This is a genomic window from Brevibacterium picturae, assembly GCF_030453725.1.
Taxonomy (GTDB): domain Bacteria; phylum Actinomycetota; class Actinomycetes; order Actinomycetales; family Brevibacteriaceae; genus Brevibacterium; species Brevibacterium sandarakinum_A.
Window position 1 is genome coordinate 1 of record NZ_JAKDJU010000066.1, and the last position, 16,323, is coordinate 16,323.

Annotated in this window: 14 protein-coding genes; 6 read left to right on the forward strand and 8 right to left on the reverse strand. The window is 63.3% G+C overall.

Features of this window, described 5'->3' with window-relative positions; all coding sequences use genetic code 11:
* Positions 1–28: 28 nt before the first annotated feature.
* The 4 genes from dnaK (at position 29) to L0G76_RS08460 (ending at position 4,252) form a co-directional block, all read left to right on the forward strand.
* Entirely contained in the window at positions 29–1,891 is a 1,863-nt protein-coding gene (gene dnaK / locus L0G76_RS08445) for a molecular chaperone DnaK (protein WP_304356853.1), read from the forward strand.
* Positions 1,891–2,610, forward strand: a complete 720-nt coding sequence (locus L0G76_RS08450; RefSeq protein ID WP_304356854.1) for a nucleotide exchange factor GrpE — start codon at positions 1,891–1,893, stop codon at positions 2,608–2,610. Before dnaK ends, L0G76_RS08450 begins: the two co-directional genes overlap by 1 nt.
* 173 nt (positions 2,611–2,783) lie before the next feature.
* Positions 2,784–3,797 carry a DnaJ C-terminal domain-containing protein gene (locus L0G76_RS08455; RefSeq protein ID WP_304356855.1) on the forward strand — a complete coding sequence of 338 codons (1,014 nt, stop codon included), beginning with the start codon at positions 2,784–2,786 and terminating at the stop codon, positions 3,795–3,797.
* Between the two features lie 14 nt (positions 3,798–3,811).
* Complete coding sequence (locus L0G76_RS08460; RefSeq protein ID WP_304356856.1) at positions 3,812–4,252, forward strand: heat shock protein transcriptional repressor HspR; 441 nt, start codon at positions 3,812–3,814, stop codon at positions 4,250–4,252.
* 155 nt (positions 4,253–4,407) lie between these two features.
* Here L0G76_RS08460 and L0G76_RS08465 read toward each other — a convergent pair whose 3' ends face one another.
* The 3 genes from L0G76_RS08465 to L0G76_RS08475 all read right to left on the reverse strand — a co-directional run bounded on the left by L0G76_RS08465 (position 4,408) and on the right by L0G76_RS08475 (position 9,536).
* The gene (locus L0G76_RS08465) at positions 4,408–5,772 is read right to left on the reverse strand and encodes an LPXTG cell wall anchor domain-containing protein (protein ID WP_304356857.1); all 1,365 of its coding nucleotides are present in this window, start codon (positions 5,770–5,772) and stop codon (positions 4,408–4,410) included.
* A 263-nt stretch (positions 5,773–6,035) separates the two neighbouring features.
* Positions 6,036–8,255, reverse strand: a complete 2,220-nt coding sequence (locus tag L0G76_RS08470) for a hypothetical protein (protein WP_304356858.1) — start codon at positions 8,253–8,255, stop codon at positions 6,036–6,038.
* A 165-nt stretch (positions 8,256–8,420) separates the two neighbouring features.
* Entirely contained in the window at positions 8,421–9,536 is a 1,116-nt protein-coding gene (locus tag L0G76_RS08475; protein WP_304356859.1) for a diacylglycerol/lipid kinase family protein, read from the reverse strand.
* A 97-nt stretch (positions 9,537–9,633) separates the two neighbouring features.
* Here L0G76_RS08475 and serS point away from each other — a divergent pair, with 97 nt between their 5' ends.
* Positions 9,634–10,914, forward strand: a complete 1,281-nt coding sequence (gene serS, locus L0G76_RS08480) for a serine--tRNA ligase (protein WP_304356860.1) — start codon at positions 9,634–9,636, stop codon at positions 10,912–10,914.
* A 28-nt stretch (positions 10,915–10,942) separates the two neighbouring features.
* A complete protein-coding gene (locus tag L0G76_RS08485) occupies positions 10,943–11,791 on the forward strand; it encodes an HAD family hydrolase (RefSeq protein WP_304356861.1) in 849 nt (282 codons plus the stop codon).
* A gap of 136 nt (positions 11,792–11,927) precedes the next feature.
* Here the strand turns inward: L0G76_RS08485 and L0G76_RS08490 are convergent, their stop codons facing one another.
* The 5 genes from L0G76_RS08490 to ilvA all read right to left on the reverse strand — a co-directional run bounded on the left by L0G76_RS08490 (position 11,928) and on the right by ilvA (position 16,236).
* Positions 11,928–12,758 carry an HAD family hydrolase gene (locus L0G76_RS08490; protein WP_304356862.1) on the reverse strand — a complete coding sequence of 277 codons (831 nt, stop codon included), beginning with the start codon at positions 12,756–12,758 and terminating at the stop codon, positions 11,928–11,930.
* Positions 12,755–13,255, reverse strand: a complete 501-nt coding sequence (locus tag L0G76_RS08495) for a hypothetical protein (protein ID WP_304356863.1) — start codon at positions 13,253–13,255, stop codon at positions 12,755–12,757. Before L0G76_RS08495 ends, L0G76_RS08490 begins: the two co-directional genes overlap by 4 nt.
* Positions 13,252–13,788, reverse strand: a complete 537-nt coding sequence (locus tag L0G76_RS08500) for a bacterial proteasome activator family protein (RefSeq protein ID WP_304356864.1) — start codon at positions 13,786–13,788, stop codon at positions 13,252–13,254. Before L0G76_RS08500 ends, L0G76_RS08495 begins: the two co-directional genes overlap by 4 nt.
* A gap of 61 nt (positions 13,789–13,849) precedes the next feature.
* Complete coding sequence (locus L0G76_RS08505) at positions 13,850–14,878, reverse strand: NAD(P)H-quinone oxidoreductase (RefSeq protein WP_304356865.1); 1,029 nt, start codon at positions 14,876–14,878, stop codon at positions 13,850–13,852.
* A gap of 71 nt (positions 14,879–14,949) precedes the next feature.
* Entirely contained in the window at positions 14,950–16,236 is a 1,287-nt protein-coding gene (gene ilvA / locus L0G76_RS08510) for a threonine ammonia-lyase IlvA (RefSeq protein WP_304356866.1), read from the reverse strand.
* Positions 16,237–16,323: the final 87 nt, after the last annotated feature.

Genomic DNA, 16,323 nt, shown 5'->3' on the forward strand with positions numbered 1-16,323 from the left:
TACTCACGATATGTAAGGAGACAACGTTATGGCACGTGCAGTTGGAATCGACCTCGGAACCACGAACTCCGTCGTCACAGTCCTCGAAGGCGGTGACCCCAAGGTCATCGCGAACGCGGAAGGCGGTCGCACGACCCCATCCGTCGTCGCTGTCAACAAGAACGGTGACTCCCTGGTCGGCGAAATCGCCAAGCGCCAGGCCGTCACCAACATCAAGAACACCGTCGCTTCGGTCAAGCGTCACATGGGAACCGATTGGTCCACCGAAATCGGCGGCAAGAAGATGTCGGCCCCTGAGGTTTCGGCCCGCATCCTGCAGAAGCTCAAGCACGACGCTGAGGAATACCTGCAGGAAGACGTGACCGACGCAGTCATCACCGTTCCCGCATACTTCAACGACGCTGAGCGTCAGGCCACGAAGGATGCCGGTGAGATTGCCGGACTCAACGTTTCGCGCATCATCAACGAGCCCACCGCTGCTGCTCTTGCCTACGGCCTCGAGCGCGGCAAGGAAGATGAACTCATTCTCGTCTTCGACCTCGGTGGCGGTACCTTCGACGTCTCGCTGCTGGAAGTCAGCAAGGACGAAGACGACTTCTCCACGATTCAGGTCCGTGCCACCTCGGGCGACAACCGCCTCGGCGGCGACGACTGGGATCAGCGCATCGTCGACTGGCTTGTCGGCGAGGTCAAGAACGGATACGGCGTCGACCTGAGCAAGGACGCGACCGCTCTGCAGCGTCTGAAGGAAGCATCGGAGCAGGCCAAGAAGGAACTCTCCTCGGCCACCAGCACGAACATCTCGCTGCAGTACCTGTCGATGAGCGAGAACGGACCCATCCACCTGGATGAGACCCTGACCCGGGCGAAATTCGAGGACCTGACCAAGGACCTCCTCGAGCGCACCAAGGCTCCGTTCCACGCTGTCATGAAGGACGCAGGCGTGTCCGTCAAGGACATCGACCACGTCGTTCTCGTCGGCGGTTCGACCCGTATGCCCTCCGTGTCCACGGTCGTCACCGAACTCACCGGAGGCAAGGAGCCCAACAAGGGCGTCAACCCCGATGAGGTCGTGGCCATCGGCGCAGCAGTGCAGGCCGGTGTCCTCGTGGGCGAACGCAAGGACGTTCTGCTCATCGACGTCACCCCGCTCTCGCTCGGACTCGAGACCAAGGGCGGCGTGATGACCAAGCTCATCGAGCGCAACACCCCGATCCCGACCAAGCGTTCGGAGACCTTCACCACGGCCGAGGACAACCAGCCCTCTGTCTCGATCCAGGTGTTCCAGGGTGAGCGTGAGTTCACTCGCGACAACAAGAACCTCGGCACCTTCGAGCTGACCGGCATCGCTCCGGCCCCTCGTGGCGTGCCGCAGATCGAGGTCGCCTTCGACATCGACGCCAACGGCATCGTGCACGTGTCGGCGACCGACAAGGGCACCGGCACCGAGCAGTCGATGACGATCACCGGCGGTTCCGCACTGCCGAAGGAAGACATCGACCGCATGGTCCAGGAGGCCGAGGAGCACGCAGAAGAGGACAAGCAGCGCCGTGAGGCCGCTGACACTCGCAACAATGCGGAGAACCTCGCCTACCAGACCGAGAAGCTCGTCACCGACAACGAGGACAAGCTGCCCGAAGAGGTCAAGACCGAGATCAACTCGGACGTCGAGGCTGTCAAGGAAGCCCTCAAGGGTGAAGACGACGACGCCGTGAAGTCGGCCTACGACAAGCTCGTCGAGAACCAGCAGAAGATCGGCGAAGCCATCTACAGCCAGCCAGGTGCCGAAGGTGCCGCTGGTGAAGAGGCTGCCGGCGATGCCGATGCAAGCGCCGACGACGATGTCGTCGACGCTGAGGTTGTCGACGAAGAGGACGAGGAGAAGAAGTAATGACTGCCGAGGGCAACGATCCGTCGTCCGAGGAGCCAGGCTTCACCTTCAGCGACAAGCGCCGCATCGATCCGGACACCGGTGAGATCCGTCCAGAGTCCGACGCAGCGTCGGACTCGGCGGAGGCCGGTGAGGCGAACGCTGCGAATGACGCCGCTGGTGCCGACGGTGCCGACGACGTCCAGGGCGCCGAGGACAACCTGGCTGATGCCAGTGATCTCGGCGTGGACATCCCGACCGATGCCTCGACGTTGAACGACACCGAGGCCGCAGAGGGCGAAGAGGTTCCTGAACCCGCACCGGGAACTGAGGCCGCAGCGCACCTGGCCGATCTCAAGCGCATCAACGCTGAGTACGCCGCCTACCGGATGCGGGCCGATCGCGAACGCGAGCGGGCAGCGACCGGTGGCACGATCAAGGCCGTCGAGGCCCTGATCCCCGTGCTCGACGAAGTGCGCCTGGCGCAGGAGAACGGTGACGTCACCGGGCCTTTCGAGACCCACGTGAACAAGCTGATCGACTCGCTGAACAAGATCGGCGTCGAGCAGTACGGTGAGGTCGGCGACGAGTTCGATCCGCGACTGCATGAGGCACTCATGCAGCAGCCGTCGGACGAGGTCGAGACCCCGACCGTCTTCCTGGTCATGCAGCCGGGCTACCGCCTCGGCGACCGAGTCATCCGTGCCGCACGCGTCGGCGTGCAGCAGCCGGAGGACTGAGAACCACACCCTCGCCGAGGTGGCCCCGCGGTCACAGCGTCAGTGAACTGACGCTGTGCGCCAGGGACCACCTCGGCGGCGGTCCGGATCATCCGGGGTGACAATCCCGGGGTTGCGGATTGTGAGGAGACAATTGAATACACTGATGAAGAAGACACGGAAGGAGGTGCCAGGTGAATACCGGTCCTCAGAATGATTGGTTCGAGAAGGACTTCTACAAGACCCTCGGTGTCTCCAAGGATGCTTCCGACGCAGAGATCAAGAAGGCCTATCGCAAGCTGGCGCGCAAATACCATCCGGACGCGAACCCGGGCGACGACAAGGCCGAGGAGAAATTCAAAGAGCTCGGTCAGGCGCATCAGGTGCTGTCCGACAAGGATTCCCGTGAACAGTACGATCAGGTCCGCGCCATGGGCGGCGGCGCCAGGTTCACCGGTTCCGGTGGGCCGGGAGGCGGTGCCGGCGGCGGATTCGACGATGTGTTCTCCGACCTCTTCGGCGGTGGCGGACGGACACGGACCCGCTCGCCCTACGGCGGTGGCGGGGGAGACGTGCCCCCTGACCTCGCCGACCTGCTCAACGGCTTCGGCGGAGGCGGCGGCGGTGGTTTCGGCGGCGGCTATTCGCCACCCGTCAAGGGCGGCGACATCAAATCCAGCACCACACTGTCCTTCACGGAGTCCATCAACGGCGCCTCGGTGAAGCTGAACATGCCGGGCGGGAAGCCTCTGACCGTGCGGACGCCGATCGGCGTCAAGGACGGGCAGAAGATCCGGCTGGCGGGCAAGGGCAAGACCAGTCCCAATGGCGGCGAGGCCGGCGACGTGATCCTCACGATCAAGGTCAAGCCGCATCCCGTGTTCGCCCGTGATGGTGACAACCTGCGGATGGACCTGCCGGTCAGCTTCGACGAGGCTGCCCTGGGTGCCGAGGTCAAGGTGCCGACGCTCGACGGAATGCCGGTGACGATGAAGATCGCTGCGGGCACACCTTCGGGGCGGACCATGCGTGTGCGCGGCAAGGGCGTGAAGTCGAAGAAAGGCACCGGTGACCTGCTGGTGACCGCGGAGATCGTTGTGCCGCAGAACCTGTCGAAGGAAGCCAAAGAAGCTGTCGAATCGTTCCGCTCGGCGACTGAGAATGAGGACCCGCGGGACGGCCTGCTCGACAAAGCCAGGGCCAGCTGAGGCGGTGAAGCACGATGCACATATCGTCCAGTGCAGCGGTGTACGTCATTTCGGTGGCGGCGGACCTCGCAGGAATGCATCCGCAGACCCTGCGACAGTATGACCGGCTAGGACTCGTCATCCCGGAGCGCACCGCCGGCAGAGGTCGCCGCTACTCGGGGCGAGACATCGCCAAGCTCCGGCTGATCCAGCAGCTCTCGCAGGACGAGGGCGTGAACCTGGTGGGCGTCAAGAAGATCATCGACCTGCAGAACCAGGTCGATGCGCTCAAGTCGCGGAACGAGGAGCTGGAGACAGAAGTCAGGTCTCGGATGTCAGCGAAGGAACGTGAAGCACGCGTCTTCGCAGCAGGCAGCACCGGTGGTGACGTCGTCTCGATCTCGCGAGGCAGGCGCCCGCAGGGACAGCCCGAGCCGGGCGCGATGGTCCTCTACAGCAGGTATCGGCGTCGCTGATCTGAGCGCGTCCACTGTCCGTCGCCCACGGGAACGGTACACAGCAGCTCGAATCATGAAACGACAAAGGGGCGATTCCCGTAGGAATCGCCCCTTCGTCATATCCGGTCACTGGGTGTGGCTCGGACCGGATCTCTCCGGTTCAGGTCATGGGATCAGATCTCTGCAGGATCCTGAGCAACCTTCTTGCGGCGCATGGTCATCGTGACTGCGGCTCCACCGATGAGGAGGAGTGCCGCGCCGCCGACGAGACCGGTGAGCTCGGTACCGGTGCGGGGCAGTTCGCTGCCACCGTTTCCGTTTCCGTCTTCATCGCCGTTGTCTCCGTTGCCGTCCTCGTTTCCGTCGCTGCCGCCGGCATTGGCGTCTTCGCCGACCGTGAATGCTCCGGTCATCTCGTCGTCACCACAGGTGACGGTGACGTCGTAATCGCCGAGGTAGGCTGACGGGTCATTGGCAGAGGTGCCGTAGACGTTGACCGAGGCATTGCCCTCGTCGTCAGCCTGGACGGTGTTGTCGTAGGCGGTGACGTTCGAGTTGCCCTTGGGGGTGACCACGTAATGGACGTCCGAGCCGGGCTCGCAGTTCTCGACTGCCAGGGTGACGCCCTGATCCTCTTTGACGAAGTCAGCGGCGTTGATGGTCTCTGGTGAGACGGTCAGCTCGGCTTCGGCCGCCGGGGTGGTCGGCTTCGGCTCTTCGGTCTCGTCTTCGGTGACGGTGAACTTGGCGTAGTTCGAGGATTGTTCGGTCTCGGTGTCCACAGCGTAGACCGAGTAATCGCCGGGCTCGAGGCCACTGTCGGGTGCCGTGACGGTGGTGCTGATCTTGCCGTCTTCGTCGGCGGTGACTTCGTCCTGGTAGAACGGTGACTGAGAGGCTGCACCGATAATGGTGACCGCACTGTTGGGAGTGAAGCCCTCGCCGGTGAACTCGAGGCCGTTCTCCTCGAGGTCGGAGACCGAGATCTCATCGGTGTTGACGGAGACCTTCGGGTCGACCTCGGGTGCCTCTGGCTCTTCTGGTTCTTCCTCGGCGCCGGTGACCTCGAATTCAGCTGGGATCTCCTGCGTGTCTTCGCCGCGGGTGACTGTTACGGTGAAGTTGAAGACCTGAGGATCTATAGCCGCAGGATCGCCGGTCACGTTGTAGATGGTGTACTCGACGGTGTCGCCTTCGGCGGTAATCGATTCGCCCTCGTCGAAGGACGCATTGTCGGTTACGGTGTCGCCTGCATCGAGGCCTGAAACAGTGACCTTGACGCCCTTGTCCATATCAGCGAAGTCAGTCTGGCTGATGGTGTTCGGCGAAACGGAAACAGTAGCTTCGAGGGCCGCTTGCTCGTCGTCACTATCTGTAGCGGATTCGGTTTCTTCCGCCTGGCTGTCGTTTTGGCTGACCTGGATGTTGGTCTGTCCGAAGGCGTCGGCGGAAGGGGCTGAGGGTGCAGCCATTACGGGGGATGCGGCGAGGCCGGTGATGGCCAGGGCCACTGCGGGGGCGAGTGCAAGCTTCTTCATAGTGTCCTTCGTTCTTACAGCTGAGAATGATCTCCTACGCAGGTAACAATAATGAAATAGTCACAACGTGCATAGTTGTGGTCGTTGTGTTCACAACTGTTGTACAGATCGGGGACAGGTGTCGTCGGCTGGCTTGGCCGGGAAGGCCAGCCGAATAGCGGCAGAACAGTCGAAAATGGGTGTGGCCCCGACCGAAGTCGGGGCCACACCCATTCAAGCGATCACATGATCACTCGCCTTGAGCGATCACTCGGGGTGCCTGATCAGAAATCGGAAGGCGACTGTCCGACCTTCTTGCGGCGACCGGTCATCGCGATTGCAGCTCCACCGACGAGGAGGAGCATCGCTCCCGAGGCGAGACCGCCGAGGTCTGCACCGGTGCGCGGCAGCTCGCTGCCGCCATTGCCGCCGTTGCCGTCATCACTGCCGCCACCGTTCGCGCCGGCTGTAACTGTGAACGATTCCTTCATGGAGTCATCGCCGCACGTCGCACTGGCCGTGTAGGAGCCGACGTATGCCGAGACGTTGTCGGAGGTGCCGAAGACATTGACCGAAGCCTTGCCTTCGTCATCAGCCTTGACCGTATTCTCATACGCGGTGACCTGGATGCCCTTGGGTGTCACCGCGAAGTGCACATCCGCACCGGGTTCGCAGTTCTCGACTGCGAGGGTGACGCCCTTCTTGTCGTTGGCGAAGTCGGCTGCTTCGAGTGTCTTCGGTGAGACCGAGAACGATGCTTCTGCAGGAGCCTCTGGGGTGTCTCCGTCCTTGCCGTCGTCGCCACCGTTTCCGTCATCGCCATCTTCTTTGTCTTCGGCGACGACGTTGATGTTGCCGTTCAGGGTCTCCGATTCGGTGCCTTCGCGGTCGATGGTGACTGTGAACGGCACCTTGCCCTCTTCGAGGCTGTCCGGGTTGCCTTGGTAGTAGAGGGTGAACTCGAATGCCCCATCGGCCTCAACCATCTTCGCGTCGCCGGTCAGGGAGTCGGTGAGCGTGTCACCCTTCTTCACGCCCGTGACAGTGACTGTCACGCCCCTGTCGGGGTCCGAGAGATCCTCTGCAGTGATCGCCTTGGGAACGACCGTCAGTGAGGCATCGATCGGGTCAACTGTGTCATCTTCGGTGATGGTGAAGGAGGCGCGGTTCGAGGCTTCGTCGGTATCGACGTCGACGGCGAACAAGGTATACGGGCCGGGATCGAGGCCGCCCTCGGGAGGCTTGACGGTGCCGCTGATCTTGCCGTCTTCGTCAGCAGTGAGTTCGTTGTGGACGAATGACGACTGGGCTCCATCTGGCTTGCTATGCAGCTCCACCGTGCCGCCGGGGGTGAAGCCCTCACCTGTGACCTCGAGTCCGTTCTCGTTGAAGTCGTCTTCGCTGATCTCATCAGTCGAGAGCGAGAGCTGCGGGTCAACCTCATCAACGACGTTGATTCCGCCGGTGAGAGTCTCGGACTCTTCACCTTTACGATCGATTGTTGCCTCTACGCGGACCGGCCCCTCTTCGAGGTCCTCAGGCGGGCCGTCGTAGTAGACGCCGAAGGTGAAGTCGCCATCCGCGTCGACAGTCCTGGGTTCGCCAGTCAGGTCATCGGTGACGGTATCCCCTTCTTCGAGGTTGGTAACGGTGACCTGGACTCCCTTGTCCTCGTTGGCGAGGTCCTCGGCGGTGATCTCTTCGGGGTCAACGGTCAATTCGGAATCAATTGCTGCCTGGGTCTCGACAACTTTCGTCGAGCCACTGAGGTTTTGTGCCGCAACTCCTGCGCGCTGGACCTTGACGGAGAAGCTCTTCGTGCCTTCCTTGAGGTCCTCGGCATCCCCGGAGTAGTCGAGGGTGAGCGACTTGCTGCCGTCGGCAGTGACGGTTGTTGCGGGTGCCGAGAGGCCGGAGGTCGTGAGCTTGTCGCCCTCTTCGAGGCCGGTCACGGTGACCTTGACGCCTGCTGACGCGAGCTCTTCGGCCGAAACCGAAGATTCAGCGACCTTCAGGTCAGCATCGATCTTCTCGACTTCGTCCTCAGGATCCTCGGAATCTTCCGAGCCCTTACTCTTGTCGTCGTCTTTGGCGTCGGAGTCGTCCGAGTCCTTGGAATCGTCGTCCTTGGGTGCAGGCTTCTCTGTATCCTTGGCGTCGTCGGCCTTCTCGTCCGCCTCCTTCTTGTCGGCGGCTTCCTCGGCAGCTTCTTTTTTGTCAGCGGCCTCTTTCGCGGCGGCTTTCTTAGCTGCTGCCTCTTTTTCGGCGGCCTTCTTCTTTTCTTCTTCGGCCTTCTTCTGAGCAGCTTCTTCCTTGGCGATCCTGTCGGCTTCGGCTTTCGCAGCCTCTTCCTTGTCCTTCTTCAGCTGCTCGGCCTCTGTCAATGCAGAGTCGGACTGGGTTGAGGGAGTTTCAGCGGCGGCGACTGGGGCGGCCACCAGACCTGTGAATGCAAGGGCGACAGCCGGTGCGAGAACGAGCTTCTTCATTGTCAGTGCCTTCAATCTTGAGAGTGTGAGGGGGTGCACATCTGACAGACATCCTAGGCACAGGGAATTCCCGAAACTACTTATGTACGTTTTGTTCAGCCCAAAACGCGGTAACACTTTGATGAATGAAAAAGGCGTGCTGAAACACCCTTGTGATGTGACCGGCCAGTAGCCGCTCTCTCAGACGGGCCAGGCCTCCGCGCGGATCTGCTTGCGCTGCTCAACGGTGGGCACGCGAACGGTCAGCGCAGAGGGCATGACCTCCATCGACAGATACCCCGACCGGCCGATCGGGTCACCGTCGAGCTGCACGTCGAGCTCCTCGCCGGTTTCGATGACGACTTTCTGGCACTTCCTGATATTCGTGTGCAGACCCTTCGAGGTCTGACGGCCCAATACGGATGCGAGGACGCCCACCCACTGGCCCAGGTTCTTCGGGCTGACGATGAGGACGTCGAGCAGCCCGTCGTCGACGACCGCTTGCGGCAGCAGCTGGATACCGCCCGTCAGCTTCCCGCAGTTGCCTGCGAGCACCGACCGCACGCGTGCCGAGATCCGGTCGTCGTCATCGAAGGTCACCTTCACATGGCTGGGCCGACCGACGAGTTTCCGGGAACCAGCCTCGACGTAGGCCAGCCACCCGAGCCGGGATTTGAGGTCGGAATTGGTATCGGCCATAACAGCCGCATCGAAGCCCAGCCCCGTCATCACGGTGAAGAGGTGGGTGTCCCCCTCCTCGGCGACCTTGGCGGTTCCGACGTCGATCTCCCGATTACGGCCCCACAGTGCGATCCGCAGCGCCCATTCGGTCTTGTCGAGGATGAGGTCGAGGTTCCTCGACAGCAGATTCCCCGTCCCCAGCGGAACGATTCCCATCGGGGTGGATGTCCCGGCCAGCGCCGAGGCGACGGCGCGGACGGTGCCGTCACCGCCGGCAGCGATGATGACGTCGACCCCCTCGTCAAGTGCGCGGACCGCGGCGCCTTCGCCGGAGTCGTCGACAGTCGTCTCGATGACCAGCGGTGGGCTCCAGCCCTCGAAACGGCAGATCGCCTCGGCGGTCGAGGCCAGATTACGGACATCGGTCTTGGTCGGATTGACGATGAGCGCGGCCCGGTAGCGGCCTGAGTTCTCAGTCTCGGACCAGCCGGCGTTCGTCCCGTGGCCGGACTGCCGAACGCGTTTGAGGGCGCGCAGGGCTCCGGTGCGGCGGCCGAGGAAGAACGCGACGAGCAGCGCCACGACAATGCCGACGATGACAAACCACATCATCAGGGGATCCAAAGCGACGGTCATGTCTCAAATTTACAGTGTTCAACTTGGGAGCGAGCTGGTCACCCTCCGCAGGGGCACCCGAATGTCGAAAACCATCGCGTGCCGTTAAGCTGAGAGGGTGATCGATCTAGCGCTTCTCAGAGAAAACCCGGACCTGTTCAAGGCATCGCAGGAGGCCCGCGGTTCGTCCGTCGACCTCGTCGACGAAGTCATCGCTGCGGATTCCGCACGCCGCTCAGCCATCACGGCATACGAGGACGCGCGCGCAGATCAGAAGTCCTTCTCCTCTCAGATCGCGAAAGCACCGAAAGAGGACAAGCCTGCGCTCATCGCCGAAGGCAAAGAGAAGTCTGCCAAGGTCAAGGCCCTCCAATCCGAGTCTGAGGAAGCCACCTTCGCATTCGACAAGCTTGCCGGCAAGCTCCCGAACCTCATCGTCGAGGGCATCCCCTCCGGCGGCGAAGAGAACTTCGTGACCCTGAAGACCGTCGGCGAACCGCGCGACTTCAGCACCGACGGCTTCGAGCCGGCCGACCACCTGGAGATCGGTGAGACGCTCAAGGCCATCGACACCGCCCGTGGCACCAAGGTCGCAGGTTCGCGCTTCCACTACCTCACCGGATTCGGCGCCAAGCTCGAGATGGCTCTGCTCAACCTGGCCCGCGACGTGGCCGAGGAAGCCGATTTCATCCCGACCATCACACCCACACTGGTCAAGCCCGAAGTCATGCGCGGCACCGGTTTCCTCGGCGAGCACGCCGATGAGATCTACCGACTCGAAGCCGATGACCTGTTCCTCGTCGGCACCTCCGAAGTGCCCCTGGCCGGCTTCCATATGGACGAGATCGTCGACCTGTCCGACGGTCCGCTGCGCTACGCCGGAATCTCCTCCTGTTACCGCCGCGAGGCCGGCTCCTACGGCAAGGACACCCGCGGAATCATCCGCGTCCACCAATTCCAGAAGGTCGAGATGTTCGCCTACGTCGAGGTCGAAGACGCCGAGGCCGAGCACGAGCGTATGCTGTCCCTGCAGGAGAAGATGCTGGGCCTGTGCGAGCTGCCCTACCGCGTCATCGACACCGCAGCCGGCGACCTCGGCGACTCCGCGGCCCGCAAATTCGACTGCGAAGCTTGGGTGCCGACGCAGGAGACCTACCGCGAACTGACTTCGACCTCGAACTGCACGACCTTCCAGGCCCGCCGCCTGCAGGTTCGCGAGCGCTACGACGGCGCCACCCGCCCCGTCGCCACACTCAACGGAACCATGGCCAACACCCGCTGGCTCGTCCCGATCCTGGAGAACCACCAGCAGGCCGACGGCTCGGTCACGGTCCCCGCGGCACTGCGCCCCTACCTCGGCGGCATGGTCGCGCAGGGACCAGAGGGCCCGCGTTACTGAAGCCACGATCCCCACGCTTGGAGAGAAATTGCCCAAACACCTCATTGCGCTCGACATCGACGGCACCATCGTCAACTACGACGGTTCACTGTCCGACCCTGTCCGTCAGGTCCTGACACAACTCGCCGAGGCGGGCCATCACCTGGTCATCTCCACCGGGCGGGCACTGCCCGGAGCGCTCGAGGTCGTGCACGCACTCGAACTCAAGGAAGGGTTCGTCGTCTGCTCGAACGGATCCGTCGTCGTCAAGCTCGACCCGGCTCTGCCATTGGGCTGGGAAATGCACCATGTCGTGTCCTTCGACCCCAAGGATGCGCTGGAGAAGATGCACGAAGCACTGCCGAACGCATTGTTCCTCGTCGAGGACCCCGACCTGCATCGGTGGGCCTCGGGGCCGTTCCCCGCGGGCGAGCTCGCAGAATCGGACACGCTCGACATCGTCGACTTCGAGCAGCTCCTCGGCAAGCGCGCCACCCGTATCGTGATGCGCGAGGTCAACGGCACTGCGGAGGAATTCGCCGAGGCTGTCGATCGTCTCGGTCTCCACGAAGTCAGCTATTCGGTGGGCTGGAGCAACTGGCTCGACATCGCGCCGGACGGGGTCTCGAAGGCCAGCGGCCTCGAACTCGTCGAATCGGAACTCGGAATCGACCACGAGCTGAGCATCGGCGCCGGTGACGGACTCAACGACATCGAAATGATCGAATGGGTCCACCACGCGATCGTCATGGGCCAGTCGAAGGACGTGCTCAAGCAGCACGCTTCGGTCGTGACGAAGTCGGTCGACGACGACGGTCTGGCCGTTGCCCTCGTCGACTACTTCGACCTCGATCCCGCGGTACTCTCACTCTCAGGATCCCGCGACACCCACGCCTGATCGCTTCTGCACTGCCTTTCAGCAACCCTTCGGGCATTGAGCAACCAATACTGGGGTTGCTCAGCGTCGTAAAGGTTGCTGGGACCGAGGCGGCCCGGCGCTGGCGCCCCAAATGTTGAAGTGACGTCGGGTATTTTCAGCCGGGGCCGGAGGCAGGGTGGGCGTCGAGGGCAGCACCCAGATACCGTGCGACGCCATCCTCGTCGACCGCGGCGGTGACGGCGGCCGCAATCTCCTTGACCGACTGCAGGGCGTTGCCCATGGCGACGCCGTGGCCGGCCCAGGTCAGCATCTCGATGTCATTGGGCATGTCCCCGAACGCCATCACCTGTTCGCGGGCCACGCCGAGGTGGTCGCACAGTTCCTCCAGCGTCTTCGCCTTCGTGACGCCGGCCGGAGCCAGCTCGACGAGGCCGTTGACCGGGTCGGAGAACGAAGCATGGCAGTCCGCTGCGACGAGGGGGTCGAGCAGATCGTGGAGAGCCTCCGAATCGTCGGAGCCGATGCTGACGAGGATCTTCACGACATCACGCGTGGCCAGCTCCGACAGGTCGTCCATCACGTGGGCCTGCCGAGGATTGCGCGAGATGAAGTTCTTGTCCACGAGACCGCCGGTGAGGGTCTCGAACGCGAAATGTGCCTCCGGATGGGACGCGGTGATCGTGGCGATGATCTTCTCGACCTCGGTGAACTCGATGGTGTGCGCCGAAATCACACTCGCCGAGGCGATGTCGTAGACGACTGCCCCGTTGAGGCAGATGACGCGGCCCAGGTCGGGGATCTGAGCGGCGATTGCTTCCAGCCATCTGATCGGCCTGCCGGTGACGAGGACGAAGGGGATGTCCATGTTCTGGCAGCGGTGGATTGCGTCGATGGTGGCCGTGGAGATGGGCTTCCAGTCCAGCAGGAGCGTGCCGTCGATATCGCTGGCGACGAGTCCTAGGTCGAAGTCCTCCGGCGGTGTCATGAAAGATTGTCCTGGGCGCGCTCGAGCAGTTCGGTGGCATCGGTGATGAACCGCTCGGTCGCCAGGGCGCTGGGGCCGATCGGTCTGCCGGCGACGAGTTCTGTGCGAGCCATCGATGCCGCGAGCACCGCCTCGGCGACCTTCGATGAGGCCTTGGTCAGCAGTTCAGGGGTGTCACTGACAGCATTGCGGGTGTGGCCGGGAACGACCTGTCCGGAGACGGGGTGGTGGCTGTGCAGCCAGGCGGTGATCTCATCGACGATCGGCACCAGATCGTTGAGGTGGAGAGTCCCGTCGATGATCGTGTTCGCGTCGGTTGCCGATTCCTGCCCACCGGCGGGAAGCTCGTGGATGGCCACCGAGGTGGTGTAGTAGCGGTCGACGGCGCGGATGAACCTGTCGCGGTTATGGCGCCAGAGCCCCGTGCCGAACTGCTGGTCAGGGCCTCGGCGCGAGGAGCCGCCCGGCTTCTTCAGCCCGGAGAAGATGTTCTTCACAGGTAGTTGCCTGTGCCGCGGTCATCGGAATCGTCGTGGCTCTGCCCGCGTGTTGCCGTACCCGGAGCAGCGCCGGGTGCCACCATGCCCGGTGGCAGCTGTCCGTGGTCGGCGAGTTCCTGTTTCGCCATCGCCTGCTGGGCCATGATTGCGGTCTGGATGCCGTGGAAGAGTCCCTCCAACCAGCCGACGAGTTGGGCCTGAGCGATGCGCAGCTCGGAGTTGGTCGGGGGACCGTCGCTCGTGTCGAAGGGCAGGTCGAGGCGTTCGAGCTCGTCGATGAGGTCCTTGGACAGACCGTCCTCGAGTTCGTCGATCGAACGGCGATGAATTTTCGCCAGACGTTCCCGGCCCTTCTCATCCAGATCGGTGCTGCGGACCTCTTCGAGGAGCTGCTTGACCATGGTCCCGATCCGCATCACCTTGGCGGGGGAGGACACATCGACCTGAGACGAAGGCTCCGCGACGGATTCCCCGGCGGGACTCGTCGACTGATCGGACGAGTTCTCGGACTGATCGGGATTGCTGATCATGATCGGGTACCTTCTTCCCGCGTTGAGGCTCAGACGTGCTGGTCCTCAGCCGCAACGAACCTCAGACGTGCTGTGCCGACTCCGTAGCCTGTGCCGACTCGTCGACGATGAGCAGCACCTTGCCGATGCTCGCGCCCTCTTCCAGGGCGGTGTGTGCCTTGGAGACCTCGGCCAACGGCATCGTCTCATGGACGATCGGGCGGATGTCACCGGTGATCACGGCCGGCCACAACTGTGCGGCCACCTCGGTGACGATTGCGATCTTCTGTTCCTTGGGCCGTGCCCGAAGCGTCGTGCCCGCAACCGACTTGCGCGGCTGCATGAGTGAGGCGATGCTCAGTTCGGCCTTCGCGCCGCCCTGCATGCCGATGATGACGAGGCGTCCGTCGGTGCCGAGGGCCTTGACGTTGGACTTCAGGTATTTCGCACCGATGATGTCGAGGATGACGTCGGCACCGGTGGAGCCGTCGGGGCGCACACAGATTTCGTGGACGCGTTCGACGAAGTCCTCGTCGCGGTAGTTGATGACGGCATCGGCGCCGAGGCTGCGGCAGAATTCGGCCTTGCGCTCGGATCCGACGGTGACGACGATCTTCACGCCGAGGTGCGCAGCGACCTGGATGGCGGCCGTGCCGATTCCCGATCCGCCGCCGTGGACGAGCAGCCATTCCCCGGCCTGGATGTTGGCGTTGCCGACGATATTGGAATGCACGGTCGACAGGACCTCGGGCAGGCCCGCGGCCTCGGCGAGGTCGAGATTGTCCGGAACGGGGAGGAGCTGACCGGCCGGAACAGGGACCGACTCGGCGTATCCTCCACCGGAGAGCAAGGCCGCGACGCGGTCGCCGACCTTCCAACCGGTGACCTCGGAGCCGAGTTCCGCGATCGTTCCCGAAACCTCGAGGCCGGGAATCAGTGTGGCGCCGGCCGGTGGATCGTAGAATCCTTGGCGCTGCAGCAGATCGGCGCGATTGACGCCCGCAGCGTGAACGGTGACCAGAACCTCGTCGGGCGCGATGTCCGGGGTCGGCTCCTCGGTGACCTGGAGAACGTCGGGGCCGCCTGGTTCAGAAATCGTGATTGCTCGCATGATTCCACTCTAGTGGTTCGGCCGAGATTCGGCCGAGGTCACTTCACGTCCGAGACCAGGCCCGCAGGGTCTCAGGCGAAGAGACGGAACATGGGCGAGTTCTGGTGCACGCGTTCGATCTCGATCTGTGAGGCGTCCATGCGTTCGAGCAGGTTCGGCAGGTCCTCGGCATTGCCGAGCTCGATGCCGACGAAGGCGGGCCCGGTCTCGCGGTCGGAGCGTTTGACGTACTCGAACATCGCGATGTCGTCCTCGGGGCCGAGGATCTCGTTGAGGAAGCGTCGCAGCGCGCCGGGCTCCTGTGGGAAGTCGACGATGAAGTAGTGCTTGAGGCCCTCGTGGACGAGCGAGCGCTCGAGGATCTCCGGATAGCGGGAGATGTCGTTGTTGCCGCCGGAGACCAGACACACAACGGTCGATCCCGGCTCGATGGTGACCGGCTTGCCGGTTCCCGGTGCTCCGATGGCGGCCGAGGCGATGGCGCCGGAGGGCTCGGCGATGATGCCGTCGACCTGATACATGGAGAGCATCTCGGTGGCCACGGCTCCCTCGGCTACGGGGCGGACATCGACGTCGAGGTCGGAGACGATGTCGTAGGTCAGTGCGCCGGCGCGTTTGACCGCGGTGCCGTCGGCGAAGGGGTCGATGTTCTCCAGAGTGACGGGTCGTCCGGCCTTGAGGGCCGCGATCATCGAAGCGGCGCCTGCCGGTTCTGCGCCGATGATGGCAGTGTTCGGCATGTGCTCGGCCGCATAGGCGGCAATGCCGGAGACCACTCCGCCGCCGCCGACGGGCACGATGATGTAGTCGGGGTCGGCTTCGAGCTGTGCCGCGATCTCCACGGCTACCGTGCCCTGGCCGGCGATGGTGAGCAGGTCGTCGAAGGCCGAGACCAGAAGAGCATCATTGCGGTCGGCGAACCGATGGGCCAGCGCCGAGGCGTCGTCATAGGTGGAACCGGAGATCTCGATGGTCACGCGGTCGCCGCCGAAGTGGCGGACGCGTTCGATCTTCTGCCTCGGCGTGGTCTTGGGCACGAAGATGGTGCCCTGGATGCCGAGCTCCTTGCACGCGCGGGCGAAGCCCTGGGCATGGTTGCCTGCCGAGGCGCAGACGACTCCCCGAGCACGCTCGGTCTCGTCGAGCTGGAGCATGAAGTTGAAGGCGCCGCGGATCTTGTACGACCGCACCATCTGCAGGTCCTCGCGTTTGAGGTAGACGGTGGAGTCGGTGGCGGCGGACAACCGCTCCGAAATGTGCAGGGGGGACATGATCACGGAGTCGGCAATTCGCGTCGCGGCCGCTTCGACCTCGTGCGCGAGTGTTTGCTGCTGGGGTGACACGTCTTTTTTCAACACGACTCCATTGTGCTCCTTCTGTCTGGCCCTTGTGCAACTCGTTCCGGAATAAGGACACCTCAGGGTGTCTCAAGCAAAACAAGGACG

Coding starts and splice junctions, on each gene's coding strand:
- L0G76_RS08500 (WP_304356864.1), bottom strand. CDS start 13,788: ATGATCAGCAATCCCGATCAGTCCGAGAACTCGTCCGATCAGTCGACG.
- L0G76_RS08475 (WP_304356859.1), bottom strand. CDS start 9,536: ATGACCGTCGCTTTGGATCCCCTGATGATGTGGTTTGTCATCGTCGGC.
- L0G76_RS08460 (WP_304356856.1), top strand. CDS start 3,812: ATGCACATATCGTCCAGTGCAGCGGTGTACGTCATTTCGGTGGCGGCG.
- L0G76_RS08465 (WP_304356857.1), bottom strand. CDS start 5,772: ATGAAGAAGCTTGCACTCGCCCCCGCAGTGGCCCTGGCCATCACCGGC.
- L0G76_RS08490 (WP_304356862.1), bottom strand. CDS start 12,758: ATGACACCGCCGGAGGACTTCGACCTAGGACTCGTCGCCAGCGATATC.
- L0G76_RS08450 (WP_304356854.1), top strand. CDS start 1,891: ATGACTGCCGAGGGCAACGATCCGTCGTCCGAGGAGCCAGGCTTCACC.
- L0G76_RS08505 (WP_304356865.1), bottom strand. CDS start 14,878: ATGCGAGCAATCACGATTTCTGAACCAGGCGGCCCCGACGTTCTCCAG.
- dnaK (WP_304356853.1), top strand. CDS start 29: ATGGCACGTGCAGTTGGAATCGACCTCGGAACCACGAACTCCGTCGTC.